The sequence below is a fragment of the Streptomyces oceani genome, from assembly GCF_001751245.1.
In the GTDB taxonomy this organism is placed as follows: Bacteria; Actinomycetota; Actinomycetes; order Streptomycetales; family Streptomycetaceae; genus Streptomyces; species Streptomyces oceani.
In genome coordinates this window covers 24,846-50,796 of the sequence record NZ_LJGU01000106.1, presented here as the reverse complement: position 1 = coordinate 50,796, position 25,951 = coordinate 24,846, and the positions used below count along the sequence as shown (strand labels likewise).

20 protein-coding genes and 2 pseudogenes are annotated in these 25,951 nt (G+C 73.1%); 6 read left to right on the top strand and 16 right to left on the bottom strand.

The annotated features are described in order from the left end of the window. Positions 1-259, bottom strand: a pseudogene (locus AN216_RS29560) (hypothetical protein); the annotation flags it as partial. Positions 260-529: 270 nt separating this feature from the next. On the opposite strand from AN216_RS29560, the gene AN216_RS04615 reads away from it, so the two are divergent. Then, positions 530-1,228: a bifunctional DNA primase/polymerase gene (locus AN216_RS04615; RefSeq protein ID WP_070195295.1), complete on the top strand. Its 699-nt coding sequence runs from the start codon at positions 530-532 to the stop codon at positions 1,226-1,228. 101 nt (positions 1,229-1,329) lie between these two features. Here AN216_RS04615 and AN216_RS04610 read toward each other — a convergent pair whose 3' ends face one another. From AN216_RS04610 to AN216_RS04595, 4 genes are all read right to left on the bottom strand, one after another. After that, a complete protein-coding gene (locus AN216_RS04610) occupies positions 1,330-3,078 on the bottom strand; it encodes a transporter (protein ID WP_420855688.1) in 1,749 nt (582 codons plus the stop codon). Then, entirely contained in the window at positions 3,075-3,923 is an 849-nt protein-coding gene (locus AN216_RS04605) for an ABC transporter ATP-binding protein (protein ID WP_070195294.1), read from the bottom strand. The genes AN216_RS04610 and AN216_RS04605 overlap by 4 nt, the downstream gene beginning before the upstream one ends. A gap of 202 nt (positions 3,924-4,125) precedes the next feature. Beyond that, positions 4,126-5,055 carry an alpha/beta fold hydrolase gene (locus tag AN216_RS04600; protein WP_070195293.1) on the bottom strand — a complete coding sequence of 310 codons (930 nt, stop codon included), beginning with the start codon at positions 5,053-5,055 and terminating at the stop codon, positions 4,126-4,128. A gap of 596 nt (positions 5,056-5,651) precedes the next feature. Beyond that, positions 5,652-6,347: an iron-dependent transcriptional repressor DtxR gene (locus tag AN216_RS04595; protein WP_070195292.1), complete on the bottom strand. Its 696-nt coding sequence runs from the start codon at positions 6,345-6,347 to the stop codon at positions 5,652-5,654. 171 nt (positions 6,348-6,518) lie between these two features. On the opposite strand from AN216_RS04595, the gene AN216_RS04590 reads away from it, so the two are divergent. Both AN216_RS04590 and AN216_RS04585 read left to right on the top strand, forming a co-directional pair. Further along, positions 6,519-7,292: an SIS domain-containing protein gene (locus AN216_RS04590; protein ID WP_070195291.1), complete on the top strand. Its 774-nt coding sequence runs from the start codon at positions 6,519-6,521 to the stop codon at positions 7,290-7,292. Positions 7,293-7,403: 111 nt separating this feature from the next. After that, a complete protein-coding gene (locus AN216_RS04585; RefSeq protein ID WP_070195290.1) occupies positions 7,404-8,075 on the top strand; it encodes a hypothetical protein in 672 nt (223 codons plus the stop codon). Between the two features lie 62 nt (positions 8,076-8,137). Here the strand turns inward: AN216_RS04585 and AN216_RS04580 are convergent, their stop codons facing one another. After that, a complete protein-coding gene (locus AN216_RS04580; RefSeq protein WP_070195289.1) occupies positions 8,138-9,739 on the bottom strand; it encodes an FAD-dependent monooxygenase in 1,602 nt (533 codons plus the stop codon). 70 nt (positions 9,740-9,809) lie between these two features. Here AN216_RS04580 and AN216_RS04575 point away from each other — a divergent pair, with 70 nt between their 5' ends. Further along, positions 9,810-10,517 carry a TetR/AcrR family transcriptional regulator gene (locus AN216_RS04575; RefSeq protein WP_079166249.1) on the top strand — a complete coding sequence of 236 codons (708 nt, stop codon included), beginning with the start codon at positions 9,810-9,812 and terminating at the stop codon, positions 10,515-10,517. A gap of 80 nt (positions 10,518-10,597) precedes the next feature. Here AN216_RS04575 and AN216_RS04570 read toward each other — a convergent pair whose 3' ends face one another. Next, positions 10,598-11,941: an aspartate aminotransferase family protein gene (locus AN216_RS04570; RefSeq protein WP_070195288.1), complete on the bottom strand. Its 1,344-nt coding sequence runs from the start codon at positions 11,939-11,941 to the stop codon at positions 10,598-10,600. Positions 11,942-12,221: 280 nt separating this feature from the next. Here AN216_RS04570 and AN216_RS04565 point away from each other — a divergent pair, with 280 nt between their 5' ends. Beyond that, positions 12,222-12,815 carry a helix-turn-helix domain-containing protein gene (locus AN216_RS04565; protein ID WP_070195287.1) on the top strand — a complete coding sequence of 198 codons (594 nt, stop codon included), beginning with the start codon at positions 12,222-12,224 and terminating at the stop codon, positions 12,813-12,815. 9 nt (positions 12,816-12,824) lie between these two features. Here AN216_RS04565 and AN216_RS04560 read toward each other — a convergent pair whose 3' ends face one another. Together AN216_RS04560 and pdxH are read right to left on the bottom strand one after the other, a co-directional pair. Then, positions 12,825-14,441, bottom strand: coding sequence for a PAS domain-containing protein (locus AN216_RS04560; protein WP_079166248.1), 1,617 nt, complete (start codon positions 14,439-14,441; stop codon positions 12,825-12,827). Between the two features lie 352 nt (positions 14,442-14,793). Next, complete coding sequence (gene pdxH / locus AN216_RS04555) at positions 14,794-15,420, bottom strand: pyridoxamine 5'-phosphate oxidase (RefSeq protein ID WP_070195286.1); 627 nt, start codon at positions 15,418-15,420, stop codon at positions 14,794-14,796. A 496-nt stretch (positions 15,421-15,916) separates the two neighbouring features. Between pdxH and AN216_RS04550 the strand changes: the two genes are divergently transcribed. After that, complete coding sequence (locus AN216_RS04550; RefSeq protein WP_070195285.1) at positions 15,917-17,017, top strand: citrate synthase 2; 1,101 nt, start codon at positions 15,917-15,919, stop codon at positions 17,015-17,017. A 14-nt stretch (positions 17,018-17,031) separates the two neighbouring features. Here AN216_RS04550 and AN216_RS04545 read toward each other — a convergent pair whose 3' ends face one another. From AN216_RS04545 to AN216_RS04515, 7 genes and pseudogenes are all read right to left on the bottom strand, one after another. Continuing rightward, a complete protein-coding gene (locus AN216_RS04545) occupies positions 17,032-17,628 on the bottom strand; it encodes a TetR/AcrR family transcriptional regulator (protein WP_070195284.1) in 597 nt (198 codons plus the stop codon). Further along, on the bottom strand, positions 17,616-18,452 hold the full coding sequence (locus AN216_RS04540) for an enoyl-CoA hydratase family protein (RefSeq protein ID WP_070195299.1): 837 nt from the start codon (positions 18,450-18,452) through the stop codon (positions 17,616-17,618). Before AN216_RS04540 ends, AN216_RS04545 begins: the two co-directional genes overlap by 13 nt. A 131-nt stretch (positions 18,453-18,583) precedes the next feature. Beyond that, a complete protein-coding gene (locus AN216_RS04535; RefSeq protein ID WP_070195283.1) occupies positions 18,584-19,762 on the bottom strand; it encodes an acyl-CoA dehydrogenase family protein in 1,179 nt (392 codons plus the stop codon). 85 nt (positions 19,763-19,847) lie between these two features. Further along, complete coding sequence (locus tag AN216_RS26455; RefSeq protein WP_079166253.1) at positions 19,848-22,040, bottom strand: ATP-binding protein; 2,193 nt, start codon at positions 22,038-22,040, stop codon at positions 19,848-19,850. Between the two features lie 96 nt (positions 22,041-22,136). Further along, positions 22,137-23,729 (bottom strand): acyl-CoA carboxylase subunit beta, encoded by a 1,593-nt coding sequence (locus tag AN216_RS04525; protein WP_070195298.1) that lies wholly within the window; start codon positions 23,727-23,729, stop codon positions 22,137-22,139. Between the two features lie 80 nt (positions 23,730-23,809). Further along, positions 23,810-25,564, bottom strand: coding sequence for an acyclic terpene utilization AtuA family protein (locus AN216_RS04520; protein WP_244502317.1), 1,755 nt, complete (start codon positions 25,562-25,564; stop codon positions 23,810-23,812). 89 nt (positions 25,565-25,653) lie between these two features. Further along, positions 25,654-25,951: pseudogene (locus AN216_RS04515) on the bottom strand (hypothetical protein); the annotation flags it as partial.

The window sequence follows — 25,951 nt, the reverse complement described above, 5'->3', positions numbered from 1 at the left end:
GCGTCGACGGCACCGCGGGCGGTCCGGGCGGCACCGGGGGCTGAGCTGCTTCGGCAGGCTGGGCGGACGGCTCGGCCGTCGGAGGGCCCGATTCCGAGTCCGGCCCCCACGGCTGGCCCCAGGGCTGCCCCTGGGCCGGCTGGGGCGTGGAGGCGACCTGCCGCTGCTGTTCCGGGGTCCACGACTCGCCGCTCGCCGGCAGCACGACACCCTCATACGGGGATTGGTCGTCCTGCCCGCCTCCGCTGTGCGTTGTCACGGGGACTCCTCGATCGCCTGACTGTCGAAACCACCGGCTCACGCTACCGGGTCGCTCGTACTGTCGACCACGCCCCCGAAAGAGGGAAACCCGCCGGACGCCGCATTCCCCTCAAAGCCCCCGTGCGGCACTTCTCGCCCTGAGAAGCGCACAACACCCATTACGGACGGAGCGTGCCGCTGGGCCATCTCCCCCGCACTGCTGGAACGTTGTCGCTCGTCGAACCGCCGAGAGCCGTAACCAGGCCAGCCACGCGCAGTTGTGCGGTGCGTGGAAGATGTCATCGAAGTCACCACCCAGCCACCGACTCGGAGCGAGGACGAGTCACCGCTCGCCTACGCGCTGCGCTACGCGACGGAACGGCACTGGGAGGTCCTCCCCGGCACGTGGCTGGAGTCCCGCGCCGGCATCCTCCGGTGCAGTTGCGGACACGTCGACTGCCCGCAGCCGGGCGCCCATCCCGCGGGGCCACGCTGGGCGAACGAGGTCACCAGCGACGCCACGGTCGTACGCCGCCTGTGGTCGCAGCGGCCCGGGGCGTCCGTACTGCTGCCGACCGGTCACGCCTTCGACGTGATCGACGTGCCGGAGAGCGCGGGGTGTCTCGCGGCGGTACGCATGGAGCGGCTGGGGGTGCCGCCGGGTCCGGTGATGAACACGCCGGACGGTCGGATGCTGTTTCTCGTACAGCCCGGGGCGGAGGCCGAGGTGCCGGGGATGCTCCGCGGGCTCGGCTGGGCGCCGGGCGCGCTCAACCTGTACACGCTCGGCGAGGGCGCCTGGGTCGGCGCGCCACCCACCCAGGTCGGCGGACGTGGCTCGGTGCGCTGGGTCAACCCGCGCTGGGCGGACCGGCGCTGGGTCAACCCGCCCACCGCGGCCGACCACTGGCTACCGCAGGCTCGGTCGATCCTCCCGCCGCTCGCGTACGCCTGCGGCCGGGAGGCGGCCGCGGCCCGAGGGCACTGAGGGTTGAGGTCCAGGGAGCCGGGCCGCGTCGGCCAGGGGCGCCTTCGGACCGCCCCGTACGGCCTGCGTCCGCCGCCAGGCGGACCCCGCCACCGGCCGGATCAGCCGCGGGTGACCGCCGTCAGCACCTCCGGCAGCCGGGTCACCAGGCGCGGCGCGAACAGCCGCAGCGCGAGCACGCACGCCACGAAGCCGTACCCGACGCCGAACGGCAGCACGAGCCACAACAGTTCGTGCGCCCCGGTGGTGCGCAGCCAGACGATCGCGGCGATCAGCGGTGCGCACAACACCGCGCCGGCCAGCATCCCGAGGAGGATGCTGATGGCCGCCAGCGAGCCCTGCCCCGGCGCGACGTTCTTCCCGCTCTCCTGCGGGATGGAGTAGGGCGCGTACACCGACGAGGCCACGCCGGTGGCCAGCAGCACCCCGAGCAGCCCCAGGGCCAGGCCGAGCACCTCCGGCAACATGCCGGGGCTGCCCGTCAGGAACGCGGAGGTCACCGTGATCGCCGTGACGTACGGCACCGCGACCAGCGCGACGGCCAGCATCCGGGCCCGCAACTCGACATAGGCGTCCCGGGCCGAGGCGGTGGTGGAGGCCACCAGCCAGAAGCCCGAACTGTCCTGCCCGAACTGGTTGTACAGCTGCACGCCGAGCAGGCCGGCGGCCCAGCAGCTCTGGTACGGGCTGGCGTTCCCCTGAATCGCCATGACGACCGGCAGAAGGATGCCGACGCCGAGCCCGGAGGCCCAGCCGACCTTGGTCTTCGGGTCCCGCCAGGCGTACCGCAGGGTCCGCTCCATGACCGCGCCCGTACGCCCGGCGGGCAGCAGCGCGGCCAGCCCGGCCACGCGCCGACGGGGCTTCGGGGCTTCCTCGGCGGCTGGCAGGGTCGAGGCGTCCGGACTCGTCATCAGCCGCCGCAGGGTGCGCTGCCACCACCACAGGGCGCCGGCCAGCGCGGCGGCGGAGATCGCGAGTTGGGCCAGCGCGGGGGCGTACGATCCCTCCGCCGTGGAGTGTACGGCGGACACGGCGGAGGAGGGCGGCAGCCAGCGCAGCACCTCGGCGGCCGGCTCGAGCACGGAGAGCCCGTCCGGCTCGGCGAGCTTCTGCATGCCGATGTTCAGGAACTGCGCGCCGATCGCGATGAGCAGGCCGCTCAGCACCGCCAGGTCGCGTCCCTTGCGGCTGGTGAGCAGCCGGATGTTGGCGGTGGCGACGGCGCGGGCCAGCGCCAGGCAGGTCAGGAGGGCCAGCGGCAACGCCAGCAGCGCGACCACGACGCTCGGCGTGCCGTGCGCGACAGCGAGGACCGCGCCGCATAGCAGCAGCAGCGTGAAGACCGGGCCGATGCCCACCAGCGAGGCGCTGAGCAGCGCGACCACCATGGAACGGGGACGCAGCGGCAGCATGGCGAGGCGCGTCGGGTCCAGGGTCTCGTCCCCGCCGGGGAAGAACAGGGGCATCACGGCCCAGCCGAGCGCGAGCAGCGCGGCGACCGGCAGCACCACCGCCTCGACGTGCTCGTGGCCGCGCAGCAGGAGCAGGCCGAGCAGTTGCAGAACGCCGAACAGCAGCGCCAGCACGATGGCGGTGACGAAGACGGCCTTGCGGCCGGTGGATTGGCGCAGGCCGTTGCGCAGGAGGGCGAGCTTCAGCCGTACGAAGATCGCGGTCGGCGCGGTGGCCGGAGCGGCCGGCGGTGCAGGGTCGGCCGGGGGCCGCGGGAGGTCGGCGGTGCCCGTACCGTGCGGGTGTTGGGTGGGGGCTGCCGGACCTGCGGCGCCTACGGGGCCTGCGGGTTCAGCGGCCCCTGCCGCGTGTGGGGGATGGGAGGTGCCGCTCACCGGGCCCCACCGCCGTCCAGCCAGTCGAGGCTGTCGCCGGAGCCCGCACGGCCGCCGGCACCGACCAGTTCCAGGAAGGCGTCCTGTAGCGACGGGGCGTCGCCGCGGACCTCGTCGAGGCTGCCCCGTGCGCGGATCTTCCCGGTGGCCAGCACGGCGACCCAGTCGCACAGCGACTCGACCAGCTCCATCACATGGCTGGAGAAGACGACCGTCGCGCCCGAGTTGGTGTATCTCTCCAGCACGCCGCGAATGGTCTGGGCGGAGACCGGATCGACCCCTTCGAACGGCTCGTCCAGGAACAGCACTTCCGGGTTGTGCAGCAGCGCGGTCGCCAGGCCGATCTTCTTGCGCATGCCGGTGGAGTAGTCGATGACGAGCTTGTGCTGGGCGCTGCCGAGGTCCAGCACGTCGAGCAGCTGGCTCGCGCGGCGCTCCGTCTCCTCGTCCGGCAGGCCGCGCAACGCACCCATGTAGGTGAGGAGTTCGCGTCCGGACAACCGCTCGAAGAGCCGCAGGCCCTCGGGCAGCACCCCGATCCGGGACTTGACGGCGACGGGGTCCCGCCACACGTCGTGACCGACGATCCGGACCGTGCCCGAGTCGGGCCGCAACAAGCCGGTGACCATGGAGAGAGTGGTGGTCTTGCCCGCGCCGTTCGGCCCGACGAGACCGACGAACTGGCCGGCCGGGATGTCCAGGTCGATGCCGCTGACGGCGATCCGCTCCCCGAACTGCTTCCACAGTCCCCGGATCTCCACGGCCTGCCGCACGTGCGGGGCGGCGGCCACGGCCTCACCGTCCAGGCCGGCCGGGGCCGCGTCCTCCTGCTGCTCTGCTTTCATCGCGCGGCACCTTCCCACGTTCCTCTCGCTGCCGGCGGCCCGTCGCACCACGCACGCCCGCCAGCCGGGTCCCGTTCAGCCTACGGCCGTGCCCGTGCTTCCCGGAGGGGTGGAGGGGCCGCGTCCGTACGCCACCCGGTCGAGAGGGGCGTACGCACCCAGCGGGCGTGCGCGGGCATACCAACCAGCGGGCCCCGGGTGGTCAACCCACGGGCGGAAGCGCGGCCTGCAGAAAGGGCTCGACGACTCGGCGCCAGCCCTCCGGCTGGTCGTAATGGACGAGGTGACCGGCGTCCGGCACCTCCGCGTAGATTCCGCGGGGCAGCACCCGAACCATCTCCTGCGCCTCGGCCCGCCCCAGCTCCCCGTCGATGCCCCGAACCACCAGCGTCGGGCACTGCACCTGCGCCAACTCGTCCCAGTGCGCGTCATGGACCCAGGTCTCCCGGGACTCCAGCATCTGCTCGGGGGAGAAGGCCGGACGCCAACCGTCCGTCTCCTCGGTCATCACCTCGGCGAAGAACTCGCCGCGGGACGGCCGAGGCCGCTCCAGCGTGGGGTCTCCCTCGCCGAACCACCGGCGCACGTCTCCGAGCGTCGCGAACGGCACCGGCCAGGACGCGAACCAGGCGGCCCACTCCTGCTGGGACCGCTCCCCCAGGGCCGAGGCCCGCATGTCGCAGATGACCAGCGCCTGCACCAGGTCCGGGCGTTTGGCGGCGAGTTGCCAGGCGGTCAGCGCTCCCATGGAGTGGCCTACGAGGGCGAGCGGGGCGAGGTCGAGCGCCTCGATGGCGGCCTCGGCATCGGCGACGTACGCCGCGCGGTCATAGTCGGCGTCGACGGGCTTGTCGCTACGGCCGTGCCCGCGCTGGTCGAGGCCGATGGCGTGATAGCGCGCGGACAGCCAGCGGGAGGTCTCGGCCCAGTGTGCCGCCCGCCCCATCAGTCCGTGCAGCAACAGCACTCCGGGCGGCTTGCCTGGAACCCCCTCGGAGGTCTCGGGCTGGTGCTCCGGACGACTCGGGGGCTCCGTCCGGACTCTGCACCGGTCGCCCTTCGGCGGGTCCGCGAACTCCCATGCCGCGAGCTGGATTCCGCCGGGCCCGGCTACGTCGATACGTCGCACCATGCGTCTGGCACCCCCACTCCGTCTGACCGCTACAGCACACTATCGAACCCATATTCGAACATGCCGGTTTCCCACCAACACCCCTCTTTCGAGTGACCTTGCCCAGGGGTAGGCCGGGCTCGCCCGGGGCAGACAGCCACCCGGGGGCCGATCCTGAGAGCTCGGGGCTCCGGATCGCCACGGGGGCGAGGGGGAGGCGGGGCTCCGGCGGATCGGGAGGTCGGAGCCCCAACTCTCCCGCCACCAGCGCCCGCAGCCGCGCCGCCGACGAGTCGCCGACAAGACCGCACACACCGGACGCCACCGACCAATCCACGGTGGTGCGCCCCGCCGGGCCCCAGGGCGCACCCGCGTCGACACCCCCTCCCGCCCGCTCCCCGGCGTACACCAAGGGTGACACAATGTGGTCGCGAACGCTTGCCTTTCAGGCAACTCCCGTCCCATGCCCGGGCGTTGGACGCCATTTGACCGGACCACCGGACGCCCGCAGCCCGAGCCGCCGGGCAACCCGGAACGCCCACCCGGCGAACGCCCAGACCACCCGGCGAACGCCCGGACACCCGGGGCCGGTTCAGCGTGCCGTCTCCTCCGCCCGCTCAGCGCTGGGCCACGAAGACATGGGTCGCGGTGTCCGGCTCCAACTCGGCCGCCTCTCCACCGCTGCCCACCTGCACCCCACCAGCCGCGCCGGTGGACACGCTCAGCACCGCGCCGGGCTGCACCCCGGCCCGACGCAGCGTGTACATCAACTGCGCGTCCGCCTGGATCGGCTCCCCGATCCGACGCACCACCACCGTCATGCCGTCCGCCCCGGGACGCAGCGAGGACAGACTCACCATGCCGGCGTCCAGGAACGGGTCCGCCTCCGACCGCTCGCCCAACTCCTCAAGGCCGGGGATGGGATTGCCGTACGGCGACTCCGTGGGGTGCCGCAGCAGTTCGAGCACCCGACGCTCGACGGCCTCGCTCATGACGTGCTCCCAGCGGCACGCCTCCGCGTGCACCTGCTCCCACTCCAGTCCGATGACGTCGACCAGCAGGCACTCGGCCAGCCGGTGCTTCCGCATCACCCGGGTCGCCAGCCGACGTCCCTCATCGGTCAGCTCCAAGTGCCGGTCGCCCGCGACGTGCACCAGGCCGTCCCGCTCCATCCGCGCGACCGTCTGGCTCACCGTCGGGCCGCTCTGGTCCAGTCGCTCGGCGATCCGGGCCCGCATGGGCACCACGCCTTCCTCCTCCAGCTCCAGGATGGTGCGGAGATACATCTCCGTGGTGTCGATCAGTCCGGACATGCGTGCCCCTCATCGGCTCGTGCTCTGGCCCCGGACCCAATTCTGACGCATGCCGCCGACAACCGGGGCGCCATCGACGCACGCCGTATTGACAGCGCACTGGTCCAGACCTCACCGTGATCGCGGACGCTCGGCAGTCGTCCGTACACACACCGACCGGAGGCCAAGGCCATGGCTCAGGACGCCCAGACGGCTCCGCAGGACCTCGGCGGGGACTACCTCGACGCGGCCATCCGCCTACTGACCGAGGTACGACGGACGGAGCACGGCGGCGTACGAACCGCCGCCGGCATCCTCGGGGACGCCGTCGAACGGGGCGCCCGGCTCTTCGTCTTCGGCGCCGGCCACTCCGCGCTGCCCGCCCAGGACGTCGTCTACCGCGCCGGCGGCCTGGCGGTGTTCAACCTGCTGTCGGTGCCGGGCCTCGTCGGGGTCGACGTCCGGCCCGCCACCCTCGGCAGCGCACTCGAAAGGGTCAGCGGGCTGGCGAGCACGGTGCTCGACGCCAGCCCGGCCCGCTCCGGCGACGTGCTGATCGTCATCTCGCTGTCCGGGCGCAACGAACTGCCCGTGGAGATGGCCATGACGGCGCGCGCCCGTGGACTGCGGGTGATCGGACTGACCTCCACCGCGTACGCCCGGGAGACGACCTCACGGCATTCCTCGGGCAGCTTCCTGGTGGACCACTGCGAGGTCGTGCTGGACAACCACGTCCCGGTCGGCGACGCGGAACTCACCACCCCCGGCATCCCCGCGCCGTTCGCCCCCGCCTCGACGGTCGTGACCAGCGCGCTGATCCAGGCCATGGTTGCCGAGACGGTCGGCGAGCTGCGGTCCCGGGGCCTGGAGCCGCCCCTGCTGCGCTCCGGCAACGTCGACGGCGGCCACGAGTGGAACGCCCGGGTGCTCAGCGACCACGCGGACCGGATCTTCTACGGGGCCTGACCACCGGCGACGGAATCCGGCGGACGATGTGCCGACCTGGTGAACGCCGGCCCGCGCACCCTCGTCGCGTGGTACGGGTGGTGGCTGGTACCACCGCGGGAGAGACATCGTATGGAAGCCATCGTCCCCATAGCCCTGGTCCTCATCCTGGGCCTTCCCGTCCTCGGCGTCCTGGTCGGCGCCAGACTGCGCAAGAGGGCCGTCGCCAACCTCGGGCAGGTCGCGGCCTACTGCCAACAGCGGGGATGGCAACAGGTCCAGCCCGACCGGCGGATCACCCAGAAGACCTGGATTCTGTACGAGGCGACGGGCACCGCCTCGCTGAACGTGCAGGGGCAGTTCGCCGGGCAGCACCGGGGCATGGCCTTCCAGGCCGCACAGGTCGCCCGCCCGCCCTCCCCGATGCGCACCACCATGCAGCGGCTGGCGGTCGTCTACGTCGAACGGCCGGTGCCCGGCCCCCGCCTGCAACTGGCCCCCTCCGGCATCTCCAGCACCACCTTCCTCAAGCGGGACCTGCAGATCGACGATCCCGCCTTCGACGCCGCCTTCCACGTCAGCAGCGAGCACCAGGGCTTCGCCCGCGCCGTGCTGCATCCCGGGCTGACCCAGGCGCTGGCACGGGACGGACGGGCGGCGGAGAGCGTCATCGGCTTCGAGCAGGGACACCTCTTCGCCGTGCGGCACGGCGAACTCACCCCGGAGAAGCTCCAGTCCATGCTGGACATGCTGATCGACGTACACCTCAACGTGCCCTGGCAGCAGCTCGGCAGCACGGCCTGAGCCGCGGGGACGGACCTGCGCGGGCGGCCGTACGGCACGCCCACCGGCCGCTCGGTAAACCCTCAGTCCGAACTGAACCAGCGGGTGAGGACCGACTTCAGGCCGTCGGGCTCGTCGCCCGCCCAGGCGACGTAGCCGTCGGGCCGGACGAGCAGCGCCGGCGCCGGGGCGTGCTCGGCGGTCGCGGTCACGTGGCGCACCCGGTCGTACCAGGGCTCCGCGACGCCGGCGAGGGCGTCCCCACCGGTGAGGTCGAGCAGCAGCGGGCGGGCGTCGCGCAGTAGTTCGGCGAGGCGCCGGGTGCGTCCGTCGCCGGTGGTCAACCGCACGGGCGGTACGAACCAGCCGGTGAGCGCGGCGGGTTGCTCCGTGTCCGGGTCGGGCCCCAGGTCGCGGCCGTGGTTACCGCCCAGCTCACCATCCAGGTCACCTCCCCGCTCACCGCCCAGGTCGTGGCGGATGTCGGCGCCGGCCGTCAGGGCGGCGACCAGGCGCGTGTTCTCGGTACGGCCCAGGAGTTCCCCGAGGATCTGGCGCAGCGCGGTGACCCCGCTTCCGGGTGCCAACAGGGCGGCCTGGGCGCGGGTGTGCAGGAGCACGCGTGCGCCACTCGCGCGGCGTTCGCGCTCGTAGCTGTCCAGGAGGTCCGCCGGGGCCCAATCCCGCAGGGTGGCGGCGAGTTTCCAGGCGAGGTTGGCGACGTCGTGCAGTGCCGCGTTCAGCGTCGGCCCGTGGCTCACGTGTGCGGCGTCACCGGCGAGGAGGACCCGACCCACGCGGTAGTGGTCGGCGAGCCGGAAGTTCCGGCCGCACAGTCGGCGTAGCAGCGTGGGTGCGCCCTCCGGCGGCGGGCTCAGGGGCAGGCGCACGCCGAGGACCCGTTCGACGCTGTCCGCCATCTCGTCCAGGGTCATCGGCGCGCCCGGCCCCGGGGAGTCGCCGGCCGGCCGGTCCTCCCACTCGACCGTGTTGATCAGTGGCCGCTCCGGGTCGTGCGCGAGGAGGGTGAAGACGCCCCGGTCCGTACGGTGGAAGGCGGTCGGGATCTCGCCGAGACCGTCGATCACGAGACGTCCCCCGGGCGCGGGTCGGACGTGCGCGCTCGGCCCGACCAGTGCGGACCGGTCGACGACGTGCTCGTCGTGTTCCCCGGGGAAGCCGATGCCCGCCTGCTTGCGCACGAAGCTGCGGGCGCCGTCGCAACCCACGAGATAGCGGGCGGCGAGGGTGGTCTCGGTGCCTTCCGGTTCCCGGGCCACGACCTCGACCCGGCTCTCCGTCTGGCTGATCGAGAACGCCTCGTGGCCTCGCCGGACCTCGGCGCCGAGTTCGGCCGCGCGCTCGGCCAACACGCGTTCCAGGTCGCGTTGGTTGACCGGCAGGAGATACATCGGGTTCTCCTCGCCGAGCGTGTGCAGCGGGAGCGGCAGCCCGCCGAAGTAGAAGCCGGGCGCGGGCTCCGGCGCTCCCCGGCCTCCGCAACGCTCGAAGAGCCCGCGGTGGTCCAGCAGTCGTACGGCCTGGCCGGCGAGGCCGTGTGCCTTGTCCGCGGGGTCTGCCTCCGGTCGTCGTTCCAGCACCAGGGGACGCGCCCCCGCGAGGCGGAGCTCGCAGGCCAGGAAGAGGCCAGCGGGTCCACCGCCGACGATGATGACGTCGAACATCACTGCCGCCTTAGGATACGTGAGTGTATCTAACCGCGCCCACGCTAGGGCGCCGCGATAAGATACGCAAATGAATCCAAAGCCCGAACGCGCCGAGGGCGCGCGCGAGGCGACCGACGGCGACGCGGACGGCCGTACGGGCAACAACGCGGACGGCCGTACGGGCAGCGCGAACGCCCGTACCGTCGGCTCGCGTCGCCGACGGGGCCGCGCACTGGAGGACGCGATCCTCACCGCCGCCTGGGACGTGCTGGTCGAGCGCGGCTATCCCGGCTTCACGTACGAGGCCGTGGCCGCCCGTGCCGGCACCAGCCGGCCGGTGCTCTACCGGCGCTGGCCACAGCGGGACGACCTGCTGCTGGCCACGCTGCGGAAGTACTGGCGGCCACTCGCCGTGCCCGACACCGGCGACCTCCGCACCGACGCGATCGAGTTCCTGCGCGCGGCCAACGCGCTGCGCGCGCGGATGGCCACGCTGGTCAGCGTGCAGCTGATGGACCACTTCCGGGAGGCCGGCACGAGCCTGGACGAGCTGCGCGACGCCCTCCGTACGCCGGGGCGGACGACCGGCTTCGAGGAGATCGTCGGGCGCGCGGTCGAACGCGGCGAACTGCCCGACGTGCCGCGCCCGCCCCGCGTGGTGAACCTGCCGTTCGACCTGGTGCGCTGCGACATGCTGATGACGATGAGCACCGTGCCGGAGGAGTCGATCGTCGAGATCGTGGACGAGGTGTGGCTGCCGCTGCTGGGTGTCGCCGACACCTCGTCCCGCTCGTAGGCCCATGTCGCGGGCCGTGTCGCGGGCCGTGTCGTAGCCCCCGCCTGGTCACTGTCGCGGACGGTCGCGACCCGAAGCCGCTACTCGGCGACCGGCGCCGGGGCAGCGTTCGACTGGAGCACACGCCGGCCAGCGAGCTGGTCCCGGCAGTTCGTGATGGCCTGGTCCAGGATGCTGACGGCGGTGTCGATCTCGTCCCGCGTGATGACCAACGGCGGCGCCAGCCGCAGGCAGTTGGTCTGCGAGCCGTCCCCCTTGACGATGTTCATGGACAGCCCCAGCCGCAGGCACTCGGCCGTCACGGCGGCGCCCAACTCGCTGGCCGGCTCCTTCGTGTCCCGGTCGGTGACCAGTTCCAGCCCCACCAGCAGGCCCCGGCCGCGTACGTCACCGATCTCCTCGTGCCGCTCCCGCAGGGCGTGCAGCTGGGCGAAGAGGTACTCCCCCATCCGCGCGGCACGGGCGACGAGTTCCTCCTCCTCGATCACGTCGAGCACCGCGAGCCCGGCCGCCGCCGGCATCGGGTCGGCCACGTGCGTGGTGAGGTGCAGGAACCCCGCCTCCCGGCACCGGTCCTCGATCTCCGCGCTGGTGATCGTCGCGCCCAGCGGTACGCCGCCGCCCAGCGTCTTGGACACCGTCAGGATGTCCGGCACCACGCCGTCCTGCTCGAAGGCGAACATCGACCCCACCCGGCCGAAACCGGTCTGCGCCTCGTCGACGATCAGCAGCATGTCGCGCTCCTCGCACTTCTGCTTCGCCGCCTCCATGTAGCCGTCCGGGAGCGGGATGATGCCGCCGGTCGACAGCACCGGCTCCATCACCATCCCGGCCAGCGAGCCCACCGACGCCTGGTCGACGGTCTCGAAGCCGACGTCCAGGCACAGCTTGTCGCAGGCGTTCTCGCAGTGCCGGATCGGGCAGCGGTACTCGTACGGCGCGGGGATCGCGAAACTGCCGGGCACCAGTGGGCCGTAGCCCCGATGCCCCATCGAGAAGGTCAACGAGTTCGTGCCGGCCAGCAGACCATGGAAGCTGCGGGTCAGTCCCACCATCTCGAACTTGCCGGTGTACGCCTTCGCGAGCCGGAGGGCGACCTCGTTGGTCTCGGAGCCGACGTTCAACAGCATGGAACGCAGCAGCGGTTCGGGGAGCAGCTCCGCGAGTCGGCGGGCCAGCTCCAGGACGTCCTCGTTCACCATCCACGAGTTGAGGTGGATGACCTCGCGCAACGAGCGCTCGACGGCCTCGACGATCCGCGGGTGGTTGTGTCCGAGGGTCGAACTGATCTGGCCGGAGGTGAAGTCCAGGATGCGCTGGCCGTCCGTGGTGGTCACCCAGGCGCCCGCGGCCTCGTCCACCACGAAGGGGGCGAAGTCCCCGGCATAGCGGATCAGATACTTCTCACGCTCGTCATGCGCCATAGGACTCTCCTGTTCCGGTGGGCGTAGCCGAGCCCCCCGGAGCCGCAGCACTTCGACCACTATCGTCGTCTCAATGTCCACGATAGTGGCCATCGCTGGCAACCATCCCGCACGGCGGACCGTCGTGCGTTCCGTGCCGCGCCCCGCCCGCGAGCACTAACCTGGCCGGAAGAGCCAGAGCGCGGTGCCCGTAGCGGCCGCGGTGAGGCGCGATACGGGCCGGGCGCCGTACGGGCACGGGGCTGCGGAATCCATCGAGCGCGGGAGACGAGCGGGACAGATGACGGCCATCGACGACGGCAGCCCGGGCTCCGCACCCGCCCGGGACGAGGACCTGGGGCGCCACATCCGCGCCGCACGCGTCGCGCGTGGCCTCACCCTGGAGGCACTCGCGCAGGCCACCGGCCTCTCCCGCAGCTACCTCAGCAACGTCGAGCACAACCGGAACAGCCCCACCATCAGCACCCTGCGCACCATCCTGGACGCGCTGAACGTCTCCCTCAGCCAGATCTTCCGCACCTTCGAGGCCGAGCACCGCTTCCTGACCCGTCCCGATCAGCGCGTCACCATCGCCCGTACGGGCAATGACGACGTCCGCTACGAACTCCTCAACCCCAATCCACGAGGCCGCCTCGAAATGATGCTGATGGAGGTCGCCCCCGGTGCCTCCTCCGGCGACCGGCCGCACGCCCACGCCGGTGAGGAGGTGGGCCTCATGATCAGCGGGGAACTGGACTACTGGGTCGAGGAGGTCCACTACCGGCTCGGCGCCGGCGACGCCGTCAGCTTCGACTCCAGCCTCCCGCATCGCTACGCGAACCCCGGCGACGTCCCGGCCGTCAGCGTCTGGACCGTCACTCCCCCGAGCTTCTGAGCCCCGCGCTCAGCGCCGGGACGACTCCTGGCGCGCCAGGTCGACCGCCGCCGCGACCCGTACGGCGACGTCCTCGGCGTAGGCCGCGTCCGAGCGGTCGAAGCGTCGCCGGTGCACGCCACGCAGGAACGTCACGACACCCAGCGTGCGCCCCCGGCTGCGCAGCACCACACACAGGCCGTGCACCGTCTCGGGGGGCCACTTCCGCGCCGCCGCCCAGCGTGCGGTGACCACGGGCGAGCCCTCGGCGCCGAGCCGCCCCCCGACCGCGGCGGCCGGCGGCGTCGCCCCGCCGACGCTCGTACGAACCGAACCACCCGACTCGTACGCCCGCACCGCCGGATGGCTCGCGCCGTAACCCACCGGAACGGCGCTCCACACCTCAGCCCCCGCGGGCGGGCACAGGTCCGGCACGGACGCGGGCGTGGCCGCCGCCCGCACCAACGGGGTGGACGAGCGATGCGCCCCGCCCGGCGACTCCGGCACCGCCAGGTCCAGCAGCGCGTGCTCCGCGAAGCCCGCGAGCGCGAAGTCCAGGTGCACGGTGGCCGCTTCCATCGGATCGACGCACTCCGAGGCTGCGCGAGCCGCTCGCTGCAGTTGGTTGTCCCGGAAGCGCCGGCGCGCCGACTGCGCCTCCGCGCGCCGCGTCTCGGTGACGTCCTGGAACAGCCAGGCCACCCCCAGCGGCGTCGGCGGCTCGCCCATCGGTGAGGCGAGCCGCAGGAAGGCACTGCGCCAACACCGGCGGTTCGGGTCACTCCCGTCCTGCTCCGTCGCTCCCGCCGGCCCCGCCGTCAACGAGTCGCCGCCACCAGCGGTTTCCCAGTCGGCCACGCCACGAAGCCGTGGACGGAGCGTCACCCACGTCTCGGTCGGCCCCGGCGGCTGCCCCTGCGCGAGCACGTGCTGGATCGCGCCCTCCAACTCGTCCACGCCGTGCGCCAGCAGTTCGCCCAGGGGCTGGCCCAGCAGGCTCGTCCGAGAACCACCCAGGGCGCGCGCCGCGTACGCGTTGACGGACGCCGGGCGCAGGTCGGCGTCCACCAGGACCACCCCCCAGGGAGCCTCCTCGAGCAACGCCCCGCTCAGCGCGATGGACCGCTCCAGGTCCACCTGTGCGTACGCGTCCGTGAACGCGCAGTACACGCCCGCCGAGGCGCCCTCCGAGTCGGTCACCCGGGAGGTCTGCCCACGCACCAGCACCCGGCCGCCGTCCTTGGTCACCAGCGGGAAGTCGTGCACCTGGCGGCCCCGCCCGTGGCGTACGTCGAACAGTCGGGACTCCACATCCGCCGCGTCGGCTGGTAACGCCACCCAACCGGACAGGCCCCGTCGACCCACCGCGTCCTGCCGGGTCCAGCCCAGCAGTCGCTCCGCCTCGCTGTTCCAGTGGGTGACCACACCGTCCGCGTCGAAGGCGCAGAGCGCCGCGTCCATGCCGTCCAGCAGGGTGGCGAGCAACAGCCCGTCGCTGGCGACGGTGACCGCGTCACCGACCTCGCCACCGGCGCCCGCGGTCCCGACGTGGCCGCCCGCGTCCGGACGTCCCCCGCCCGCGGCCGTGGCCTCCGTCTCGCCGCCCGAGGCGGAGTGCGCGGAGTGGGTCTCGGACTGCGCAGCCACCTGGCACCCCCAACTGACGCCACGTGCCGCGACTCTGCGGCACGCACGGTCATTCAACGCCAACGTGACGCAGCGCACACCCGATTCGTACAAATCGTTGCCGTGCCGAAATTCGCTTGCATGCGGACGAGCGGGTGCCTAGCGTGCGAAGTACACGAGAAGGGAGGTGGTTCGGCCAGATGTACAACAACCGGACGCGTGAGGTGGCTGCGGCCTGACGGCCGTCGTCACAGCGTGACGCCGGCGTCGCCGGCCAATCCCAAGCAGTCACCCAGCCCGCGGGCCCGTCGGACTCGTCCGACCGGCGCCCCTCCGCCACCGGCGGTGGGGAGCAGCCCGCGGGCTGCTTTCTTTATGGGCACAGGCGGTTGACGGTCCAGGCGTCGTCGTCCGTACGGACGTAGCGCAGCCGGTCGTGCAGCCGGTTCTCCCGACCCTGCCAGAACTCCACCGACTCGGCGACCACCCGGAAACCGCCCCAGCACGGCGGGGCCGGCACCTCAGTGCCCTCCGGATAGCGCTCCGCCAGTTCCGCGTACATCCGGTCCAGCTCGGCCCGGGAGGCGATCCGGGAGGACTGCTCGCTGGCCCAGGCGCCCAGCTGCGAACCGTGCGGCCGGTCGCGGAAGTACGCCCGGCTCTCCTCCCGTCCGATACGGTCCGCGCGCCCCGCCACGATCACCTGCCGCGCCACTCCGTGCCAGGGGAAGAGCAGCGAGACGAACGGGTTCGCCGCGATGTCCTGGCCCTTCCGGGAGCCGTAGTTGGTGAAGAAGACGAAGCCGCGCTCGTCGTACTGCTTCAGCAGGACCGTACGGGAGCTGGGTCGGCCGGTCTCGTCGACGGTGGAGAGCACCATGGCGTTCGGCTCGTGCAGCCCGCTCTCCGCGGCTTCCTCGAACCAGCGGGAGAACTGCTCGTACGGTGCGGGCGACAGCTCCTCCTCGGCGAGGCCGCGTGCGCGGTAGTGGGCGCGCATCCCGGCCGGGTCGAGGCTGGGGCTGCCCGCGTGCGCGCGGGCCTGGGCTTGGGCATCATCGGCATGTGGCACACGCTCATCCTGTCCCAACAACCGCTTCGCGACGCGGTAGTTTTCCCACTGTTCCCGCTGCGCACACCAGTACCTCGGGATTCCCCCGGTGTGCCGCTTGTCACCCGTTCCCGGCAGCCGGCGAACCATCCGAAATCGCTCTCCCGCCTCTGTGGTGGGCGGACCGCGCGCGCTATCGTGTCCGTTCGGCCGAGCTGGACGATCACCAGCGCACGGGACACGACCGGACCACGGGACCTGTCCGCACCACCACCGACCACGGCTACCGGCAGCACCGCTGACCTCGGCCGCCGGACGGCCGGCGGAAGCGGCGCAGAACCGTTCCGGCACTCCCGCCCGACCCTGTTCCGGAATCCGACCTGACCTGGTCGAAGCCGTCACCGCCGGTGCGAACCCACCGGCATCATCACGAGGGAGCCGCCTGATGTCCGACTTCGTACCCGGACTCGAGGGAGTCGTCGCGTTCGAGACGGAGATCGCCGAACCCGACAAGGAGGGCGGCGCCCTCCGCTACCGCGGCGTGGACATCGAGGACCTGGTCGGCAAGGTGTCCTACGGGAACGTCTGGGGCCTGCTGGTGGACGGCGGTTTCGACCCCGGGCTGCCGCCCGCCGAGCCGTTCCCGCTGCCCGTGCACTCCGGCGACATACGGGTCGACGTGCAGTCCGCGCTCGCGATGCTGGCGCCGGTGTGGGGCCTGCGTCCGCTGCTGGACATCGACGAGGCACAGGCGCGCGACGACCTGGCGCGCGCCGCGGTGATGGCGCTGTCGTACGTCGCCCAGTCCGCGCGGGGCCAGGGCCTGCCGATGGTGCCGCAGCGGGAGATCGACAAGGCGGACACCATCGTCGAACGCTTCATGCGGCGCTGGCGCGGCGATCCCGACCCCAAGCACGTCGCGGCCGTGGACGCCTACTGGACCTCCGCCGCCGAGCACGGCATGAACGCCTCCACCTTCACCGCCCGGGTCGTCGCCTCGACCGGCGCGGACGTCGCCGCCTCGCTGTCCGGCGCGGTCGGCGCCATGTCCGGTCCGCTGCACGGCGGCGCCCCCTCGCGGGTGCTCGGCATGATCGAGGAGATCGAGCGTACGGGCGACGCGCGCGCGTACGTCAAGCGGCAACTCGACCAGGGCGAGCGGCTGATGGGCTTCGGCCACCGGGTCTACCGGGCGGAGGACCCCCGGGCCCGGGTACTGCGGCGCACGGCGAAGGAACTGGCCGCGCCGCGCTTCGAGGTGGCCCAGGCACTGGAGGAGGCGGCGCTGGCGGAGCTGCACGAGCGGCGGCCGGACCGGGTGCTGGCGACCAACGTGGAGTTCTGGGCGGCGATCGTGCTGGACTTCGCGCAGGTGCCGGCGCACATGTTCACGGCGATGTTCACCTGTGCCCGTACGGCCGGCTGGTCGGCGCACATCCTGGAGCAGAAGCGGACCGGGCGGCTGGTGCGCCCCTCGGCGCGGTACGTCGGCCCGAGTGCCCGCGACCCGCGTGAGCTGGCCGGGTACGCCGACCGGGTGCGCTGACCCGCGAGCGNCGGTCAGCCGGCCAGCGCCTCGTCCACCAGCCGCGCCCACTGCGCCACCACCCGGCCGCGGCGCGCGCTGTCGTCGCTGAGCAGGTTGGCCAGGCCCAGCCCGCGGGCCATGTCCAGCAGCCCCTGCACGGTCTCGCGTACGCCCGGGGTGGCCTCGTCGGCGTGCAGCAACTCCAGCGTCATACGGTGCGTCTCGCGCCCGATCCGGGCCTCCAGGGCGGCGACCCTCGGGCCCAGTTGCGGTTCGTGGGAGGCGGCGACCCACAGTTGCAGCGCGGCGCGGAACAGCGGACCGGTGTAGAGCCCCACCACCAGCTCCACCACCGCGTGCGTGCTGGCCGTGCCGGGCAGGTCCCGCAGCACCGCCGAGCGCTGCTCGGCGACGTACTCGACGGCGGCGGTGAAGAGTTCCTCCCGGGTGGGGAAGTGGTGCTGCGCCGCGCCCCGGGAGACGCCGGCGCGCTCGGCCACCACGGTCACCGTACTGCCCGTCCAGCCGTGTTCGGCCAGGCAGGTCACGGCGGCCTCCAGCAGCCGTCGCCGGGTGGCGCGGCTGCGGTCCTGCTTGGGGGCGGCACCGCGTACGGTCAGCTCAGCCATTCCGGGTCCCGTCGCTCGAGAAACGCGGTCATGCCCTCGCGTGCCTCCGCGGAGGCGAAGAGCCGCGTGGACAGCGCTGCGAGGCTATCGGTCTGCCGGTCGAAGGCGCGCAGCAGCTCCGCGGTGACCAGCGCCTTGGACTCGGCCAGGCCCTGCGGAGAGCCGCGCCGCAGCCCGTCGAGTACGCCTGCCAGCGCCGCGTCCGGGTCCGGCGCGGCCAGCGTGACCAGGCCGATCCGGGCGGCCTCGGCGGCGTCGAAGCGTTCTCCGGTGAGGAAGTAGCGGCTGGCCGCGCGGGGGTCGAGACGCGGCAGCAGCGGCAGCGAGATGACGGCGGGCGCCAGGCCGAGCCGGGCCTCGGTGAAGGCGAAGGTGGCGCCCGGCCCGGCGACCGAGATGTCGCAGGCGCCCAACAGGCCGGTGCCGCCAGCCCGTACGTGCCCCTCGACCCGAGCGACCACCGGCTTGCGGAAGGCGACCACCCGGCGCAGCAGCCGGGCCAGCCCGTGCGGGCTGCCGGCGTCGGCTGCTTCGCTGCTCGTGGCCGGCTCGCCGCTAGTGACGGCGGTGCTGGCCTCGGACAGGTCGGCGCCCGCGCAGAACGTGCCGCCGGTGTGGCCGAGCAGCACCGCGCGGGTCGGCTCGTGTCGTTCGGCGGCGTCCAGCGCCGCGTACAGTTCCGCGACCAACCGGCGGGACAGCGCGTTCCGGTTCGCCGGCGAGTCCAGCGTGAGGGTGGTGATCCCGGGCTCGAGGCCGTACGTGACGCGCACCAGCGGCGCCGGTGCCGCGTCGGCCGGTGCGGTTGCCGGTGCGTCGGCCACGGTGTCCGTACGGGGCGTGGTGCGCGGAGTGTCGGACATCGAGGGTTCCCTCCGTGGAGCCGTACGGACAGCGGCTGTTCGGGATGTGCGGCAGGACTGGGCTGGTGGCGGGGAGGCCGGGCGGCCACGGCTCAGTAGGACTTCGGCAGCCCGAGACTCTGGTGCGAGATGTAGTTCAGGATCATCTCGCGGCTGACCGGCGCGATACGGGCCACCCGAGCCGCCGTCACCAGGGAGGCCAACCCGTACTCCCGGGTGAGGCCGTTGCCGCCGAGCGTGTGCACCGCCTGGTCGACGGCCCGCGCGGCGGCCTCACCGGCGGCGTACTTCGCCATGTTCGCGGCCTCCCCGGCACCGACGTCGTCCCGGGCGTCATAGAGCCGGGCGGCCTTCTGGGTCATCAGCCGGGCCAGTTCGATCTCCACGTGCGACCGCGCGAGCGGGTGCGCGATGGCCTGGTGGGCGCCGATGGGCGCCTTCCACACCTGTCGCTCGCACGCGTAGTCGACAGCCCGGGAGACGGCGTACCGCGCCATGCCGAGCGCGAAGGCGGCCGTCATGATCCGCTCCGGGTTCAGCCCCGCGAACAGCTGGGACAGCCCGGCGTCCTCGTCCCCGACGAGCGCCTCGGCCGGCAACCGCACCTCGTCCAGCACGAGTTCGAACTGCTTCTCCGGAGCGTGCAGCTCCATGTCGATGCGGTGGTGGGCGAAGCCGGCGGCGTCCCGGGGCACGACGAACAGGCAGGGCTTCAGCTGCCCCGTACGCTCGTCCTCCGTACGCCCCACGATCAGCGTCTCCTCCGCGCGGTCCACGCCGGATACGAACACCTTGCGCCCGGTGAGCAGCCAGTCCCCGCCGGCGCGGCGGGCGGTGGTGGTGATGCGGTGCGAGTTGGAGCCGGCGTCCGGCTCGGTGATGCCGAAGGCCATGGTGCGGCTGCCGTCGGCGAGCGGGGGCAGCCAGCGTCGGCGTTGTGCGTCGGTGCCGAAGCGGGCGATGACCGTGCCGCAGATGGCCGGCGACACGATGAGCATCAGCAGCGGGCAGCCGGCGCCGCCCAGCTCCTCCAGCACGATGGACAGTTCGGTGATGCCGGCGCCGCCACCGCCGTGCTCCTCGGGCAGGTTGACGCCGAGGTAGCCGGCCTTGGCCGCGTCCGCCCACAGGGCCTCGGGGTGGTTGCCGGCGTCCACCGTCTCGGTGAAGTAGCTCCGGCCGTAGCGGCTGCCGAGCTGTGCGACCGCGGCGCGCAGGTCCCGCTGTTCGGGGGTCTCCAACAGGTCGCCGGCGAGGGTGTGGCTGCTCATGGGATCTCCTCCGGGTGCTCGGGGTGGGGTGCTGTGAGTCCTCGGGTCCTCTGATGGGTGCGCTGCGGTGGGGCCGTACGCCCGGTCAGGCGGGGGACTCGGCGGATTCGGGCGCCGGCTCGGCGGACTCGGGCGCGGGCGCGCCGATCACCGCCAACACCGTGCCCACCTCCACTCGTTGGCCCGGCGCGGCACGCAGCTCCCGGAGCACCCCGTCGTGCGGCGCGGTACACCGGTGCTCCATCTTCATCGCCTCCAGCCAGAGCAGCGGCTCGCCCGCCACGACGGGGTGCCCCACCGCCAGCCCGTCCGCGATCCGCACCACCGTGCCGGGCGTCCGGGCCAGCAGGGACCCGGGCTCTGTCTCCTCCTGGGGGTCGGGGAAGCGCGGCAGAGGAGTGCAGGCGTAGCCGCCCAGGGGCGAGTCGACGAAGAGCCGGGCGACGTCCTCGCCCACGGCCTCCGCGCCGCCGTGGGGGCCGTAGCTCCGTACGGTGAAGGTACGGCGCACCCCGCCGCTCTCCAGCACCACCGCCTCCGGGTCGGCGTACAGCAGCCGCACCCCGGGGAAACCCTCGGCGGCCAGGCCGTCCCGGGTCAGCTGGTACCGGACGGCGTGCTCCCGACCGCCCGGCTCGACCCGGTAGCGCTTGTGCTGCGGTTGGGCGGGGACGTTCCGCCAGCCGCCCAGGCGTGCGGGGAGCGATCGTACGCCGTAGGGAAGGCCGGCGGCGGTACGGTTCGCCATGTCCGCCAGTGCGGCCGCGAGCGCCGCCCAGCCGTCGGGTCCTACCGCCGGCTCACCCGGCCCCGGCACCCCACCGACGGTCGGCTCCGCCTGCACCCCACCGACGGTCGGCTCCGCCTGCACCCCACCGACGGTCGGCTCCGCCTGCACCCCACCGACGGTCGGCTCCGCCTCCGTCAGACTGCCCAACCAACGGTCATAGAAGCCCGTGTCCACACGCCCCGCCAGGAAGTCCGGATGCCGCAGCGAGCGCACCAGCAGATCCCGGTTGGTCACCGGCCCGTGCACGGTGGCCCGTTCCAACGCGCGGGCGAGCGTACGCACCGCCGCCTCCCGACTCGGCGCCCAGGCCACGACCTTGGCCAGCATCGGGTCGTAGCGCACCGAGATCCGTTCGCCGTCCGCCAGCCCCGCGTCCAGCCGCAGCCGTGGGGCCGACCCGGCCGACGCGGGATCGGACAGCGCGAACTCCGCCGCGCCCGGCACCCGGAGCCGGTGCAGCGTCCCGGTCTGCGGCGCCCAGTCCCGCGCCGGGTCCTCCGCGCACAGCCGTGCCTCGACGGCGTGGCCGTGCGGCGGCGGCGCCTCCGGGGGCAGCGGCTCGTCCTCGGCGAGGCGGAGCTGGAGCGCGACCAGGTCCAGGCCGTACACGCTCTCGGTGACCGGATGCTCCACCTGTAGGCGGGTGTTCATCTCCAGGAAGTACGTCCGGCCGTCCTCCGCGACCAGGAACTCCACCGTGCCGGCGCCCCGGTAGTCCACCGCGCGGGCCGCCCGGGTCGCGGCCTCGGCCAGCGCCGTACGGGTCTGGTCGGACAGGCCGGGCGCCGGCGCCTCCTCGATCACCTTCTGGTGCCGGCGCTGCAGCGAGCAGTCCCGGGTGCCCAGGGTCCAGACCCGGCCGTACGCGTCGGCCAGCACCTGCACCTCCACATGCCGGGCCCGCGCGACGTAGGGCTCGAGGAAGACCGTCCCGTCCCCGAACACCGCCGCCGCCTCCGCCCTCGCCGCGGCCACCTCGGCGGGCAGCGCGGCGAGTTCGGACACGATCCGCATGCCCCGGCCGCCTCCCCCGGCCGCCGCCTTGACCAGCAGCGGCAGTCGCTCCTTGGTGGCGTCCCCGGCTGGTACGGAGGTCAGTGTCGGCACCCGGGCGGCGGCCATCAGCTCCTTGGCTCGGGTCTTGTCCGCCATCGCCTCGATGGCCTCGGCGGGCGGGCCGATCCACCGGAGCCCGGCCTCCCGGACCGCGCGGGCGAAGCCGGGGTTCTCGGCGAGAAAGCCGTAGCCGGGGTGTACGGCGTCCGCGCCCGCCGCGAGCGCCGCCGCGACCAGGGCCTCGCCGCACAGGTACGTCTCGGCTGGTTCGACACCCGGCAGCCGTACCGCCGAGTCCGCCTCCCGCACGTGCGGGGCGTGGGCGTCGTCCGGCGCGTAGACCACGACCGTGTCGATCCCGAGAGTCTGGCAGCCACGGATGACGCGGCGGGCTATCTCGCCACGGTTCGCCACCAGTACGGAGCGGATCACCGCTTCCTCACCGTCCTTCCTGTCTCGCCGAACCGCGTGTACCGCCGTACCGCCCACACCCGCCGCACCCCTCGTACCGCCCGCCGCTCACGCCACTCACATCCGGAAGACGCCGTAGCCGCCCCTGGCACCGGCGACGGGCGCGGTGTGCACGGCGGAGAGACACAGCCCCAGCACGGTGCGGGTGTCCCGCGGGTCGATGACGCCGTCGTCGTAGAGCCGCCCGGAGAGGAACATCGAAAGCGACTCCGACTCGATCTGCTCCTCCACCATGGCGCGCAGCGCCGCGTCGTTCTCCTCGTCGTACGGCTGCCCCTTCGCCGCCGCCGACTCGCGCATCACGAGGGACAGCACGCCCGCCAGTTGGCGCGGCCCCATCACGGCCGACTTGGCGCTGGGCCAGGCGAACAGGAAGCGCGGGTCGTACGCCCGGCCGCACATGCCGTAGTGCCCGGCGCCGTAGCTCGCGCCCAGCAGGACGGACAGGTGCGGGACCCGGGAGTTGGACACGGCGTTGATCATCATGGCGCCGTGCTTGATGATGCCGCCCTGCTCGTACTCCGCGCCGACCATGTAGCCGGTGGTGTTGTGCAGGAAGAGCAGCGGGATGTCTCGCTGGTTGGCCAACTGGATGAACTGCGCGGCCTTCTGCGACTCCGCGCTGTAGAGCACGCCCTGCGCGTTGGCCAGGATGCCGAGCGGATAGCCGTGCAGGCTCGCCCAGCCGGTCGCCAGGCTCGGCCCGTACAGCGGCTTGAACTCGTCGAACCGCGAGTCGTCCACGATCCGGGCGATCACCTCGCGCGGGTCGAAGGGCACCCGCAGGTCGTGCGGCACCAGGCCGAGCAGCTCCTCCGGGTCGTGCCGGGGCGGCGGCGCGGGCGGCGGATCGGCGTGTGCCTTGCGCCAGTTGAGCCGCGCCACCACCCGACGGGCCCGGCGCAGCGCGTCCGGTTCATCGACCGCGAAGTGGTCGGCGAGGCCGGAGGTACGGGCGTGCATGTCGGCACCGCCGAGGTCCTCCTCCGCCGCCTCCTCGCCGGTCGCCATCCGCACCAGCGGCGGCCCGCCGAGGAAGACCTTCGCGCCCTCCCGCACCATGATGACGTGGTCCGACATGCCGGGGACGTACGCGCCGCCGGCCGTGGAGTTCCCGAACACCACGGCCACGGTGGGGATTCCGGCCTCGGAGAGCCGGGTCAGGTCCCGGAAGAGGGCGCCGCCCGGGATGAAGATCTCCTTCTGGCTGGGCAGGTCCGCGCCCCCGGACTCCACCAGGTTGACGCAGGGCAGCCGGTTGGCGCGGGCGATCTCGTTGGCGCGCAGCGCCTTCCGCAGGGTCCAGGGGTTGCTGGCGCCGCCGCGTACGGTCGGGTCGTTGGCGGTGATCAGGCACTCCACCCCGGAGACCACCCCGATTCCGGTCACCAGCGAGGCGCCGACCCGGTAGTCGCTGCCCCAGCCGGCCAGCGGGGAGAGTTCGAGGAACGGGGTGTCCGGGTCGAGCAGCGCCTCGATCCGCTCGCGGGCCGTCATCTTGCCACGCCCGCGGTGCCGTTCGACGTACTTCTCACCGCCGCCCGCGAGCGCCTTCGCGTGCTCGGCCGTCAGTTCGGCCAGTTTCTCCAGCATGGCGGCCCGGTTCTCGGCGTACTCGGGCGAGGCGGTGTCCGGGACGGAACCCACGATCGGGGCGGGCGAGACCTCGTACGGGGGCGGGGCCTGGGGCGGGGGCGGCGGGGGTCCTGGTGCCGGGGCGGGCGGGACGGTCACAGCAGCTCCTCCGGTATCTCCAGCTCCCTGGACCGCAGCCACTCCCCCAGGGCCTTCCCCTGCGGGTCGAAGCGCGCCTGGGCGGCCACTCCCGAGCCGAGGAGGCCCTCGAGCACGAAGTTGACCGCGCGCAGGTTCGGCAACAGGTGCCGGGTCACGGGCAGTTCGGCGGCCTCCGGCAGCAGTTCCCGCAGCCGGCGCACGGTCAGCTCGGCGGCCAGCCAGCGCCAGGCCGCGTCGCCGCGCACCCACACACCGAGGTTCGCGTCGCCGCCCTTGTCCCCGCTCCGTGCGGCGGCGAGGGTGCCCAGCGGTACGCGGCGGGTCGGCCCGTACGGGGCGGGTGGCGCCGGTACGGGAGGCTCCGCGACGGGTGCCAACTGCTGGCTGCGGCCGGGTGGTGGCACGGCCAGCCGGCGCCCGTCCGGCAGTACGGCCGTGTGCGGCACCTCGGCCGCGGGCACGTACGCCGTCTCGCACACCCCGTAGGGCGCGCCCCTGCCGGGTGGCGCGGTGACGTGGAAGCCGGGGACGCTGCCCAGCGCCAGCTGGGTGGCGGCGGTGCTGACGGCCCGGCCGACCTTCGCCTCGTCCGGGTCCCACACCACCAGTCGCAGCAGCGCGCTCGCCTCCTCCTGGGTCCCCGCGTCCGGCCGGTCGGTGCGGGCGAGCGTCCAGCGCGCCTCGGCGGGCGGACCGGGCCGCCCCGGCGATCCGGTGCCGGTGCCGGTGCCGGTGCCGGTGCCGGTGAGGCACGGTGCCATCTGGTCGCGTACGAGCGCGGCCTTCGCCTCGATGTCCAGCCCGGTCAGCACGAAGCACACCTCGTTACGGAAACCGCCGAGCCGGCTGACCCCCACCTTCAGGGCGGGTGGCGGCGGTTCGCCGCGTACGCCGTCGATCCACACCCGGTCCGGGCCGTCGGCACCGACATCCGCGGTCAGCCGCACCGAGTCCAGCCGCGCGGTCACGTCCGGCCCGGCGTATCGGGCGCCGTCCGTCTCGTAGAGCAGTTGCGCGGTGACGGTGTCCACGGTCACCGCGCCGCCGGTGCCGGGGTGCTTGGTGATCACCGCGCTGCCGTCCGCGTGCAGTTCGGCGAGCGGGAACCCCGGCGGGTGGCGCAGGTCGATGCCGTCCCGCTGGAAGAAGGCGTAGTTGCCACCGGTCGCCTGGGTCCCGCACTCCAGGACGTGGCCGGCGACCACGGCGCCCGCGAGCGCATCCAGTCCCGGCCCGGGCACGCCGTCCAGCGGCCAGCCGAAGTGCGCGGCGGCGGCACCGCTGACCAGCGCGGCGTCGGTCACTCGACCGGTCACCACCACGTCGGCACCGGCCCGCAGGCACTCGGCGATGCCGGCACCGCCGAGGTAGGCGTGCACGCACACCGCGTCCGTTCCCCAACCGGCCTCGCTCTCCCCTGGCTTGCTCCCCGCTGGGCAGCCCTCGCTCTCGCCGAGCAGGTCATCGCCGGTCACCTGCGCGACCCGCAACGGCAGACCCAGACGGTCCGCCAACTCGCGTACGGCGTCGGCCAGGCCAGCCGGATTGAGCCCGCCGGCGTTGGTGACGATCCGCACCCCACGGTCCACGACCAGGCCCAGGCACTCCTCAAGCTGCCGCGGGAAGGTCCTGGCGTATCCCAGCGCGGGGTCGCGCATCCGGTCCCGACCGAGGATCAGCATGGTCAGCTCGGCCAGGTAGTCGCCAGTGAGGACGTCCAGTTCGCCACCCTCGAGCATCTCCCGCATGGCGCTGAACCGGTCGCCGTAGAAGCCGGAGGCGTTTCCGACGCGCAGCACCGGCGGATCCGGCACGTTCAGCTGGTCCACGCCGCAGGTCATCGGCCCGCGCCGCCCGCGCCACGTACGCCCCGAGGCTGCCGCCCGGCTCCGGACGGGCCGGCGAACGCCTGCACCAGGCCCAGCCAGCGCTCCGCCTCCGCGCCGTCCGCCCGCAACGCGGTGTCCGCACGGTGCGTGCGCTGGGTGGCCAACAGGCAGAAGTCCAGCGCCGGTCCGGTCACCCGCTGCCGCGCGTCCGACGGACCGTACGCCCAACTCGTCATGGGAACACCGCGGTTGTCACCGTCACCCGCACCCCCGGGCGGGGTCAGCTCGACCCGGAACGGCTCACCG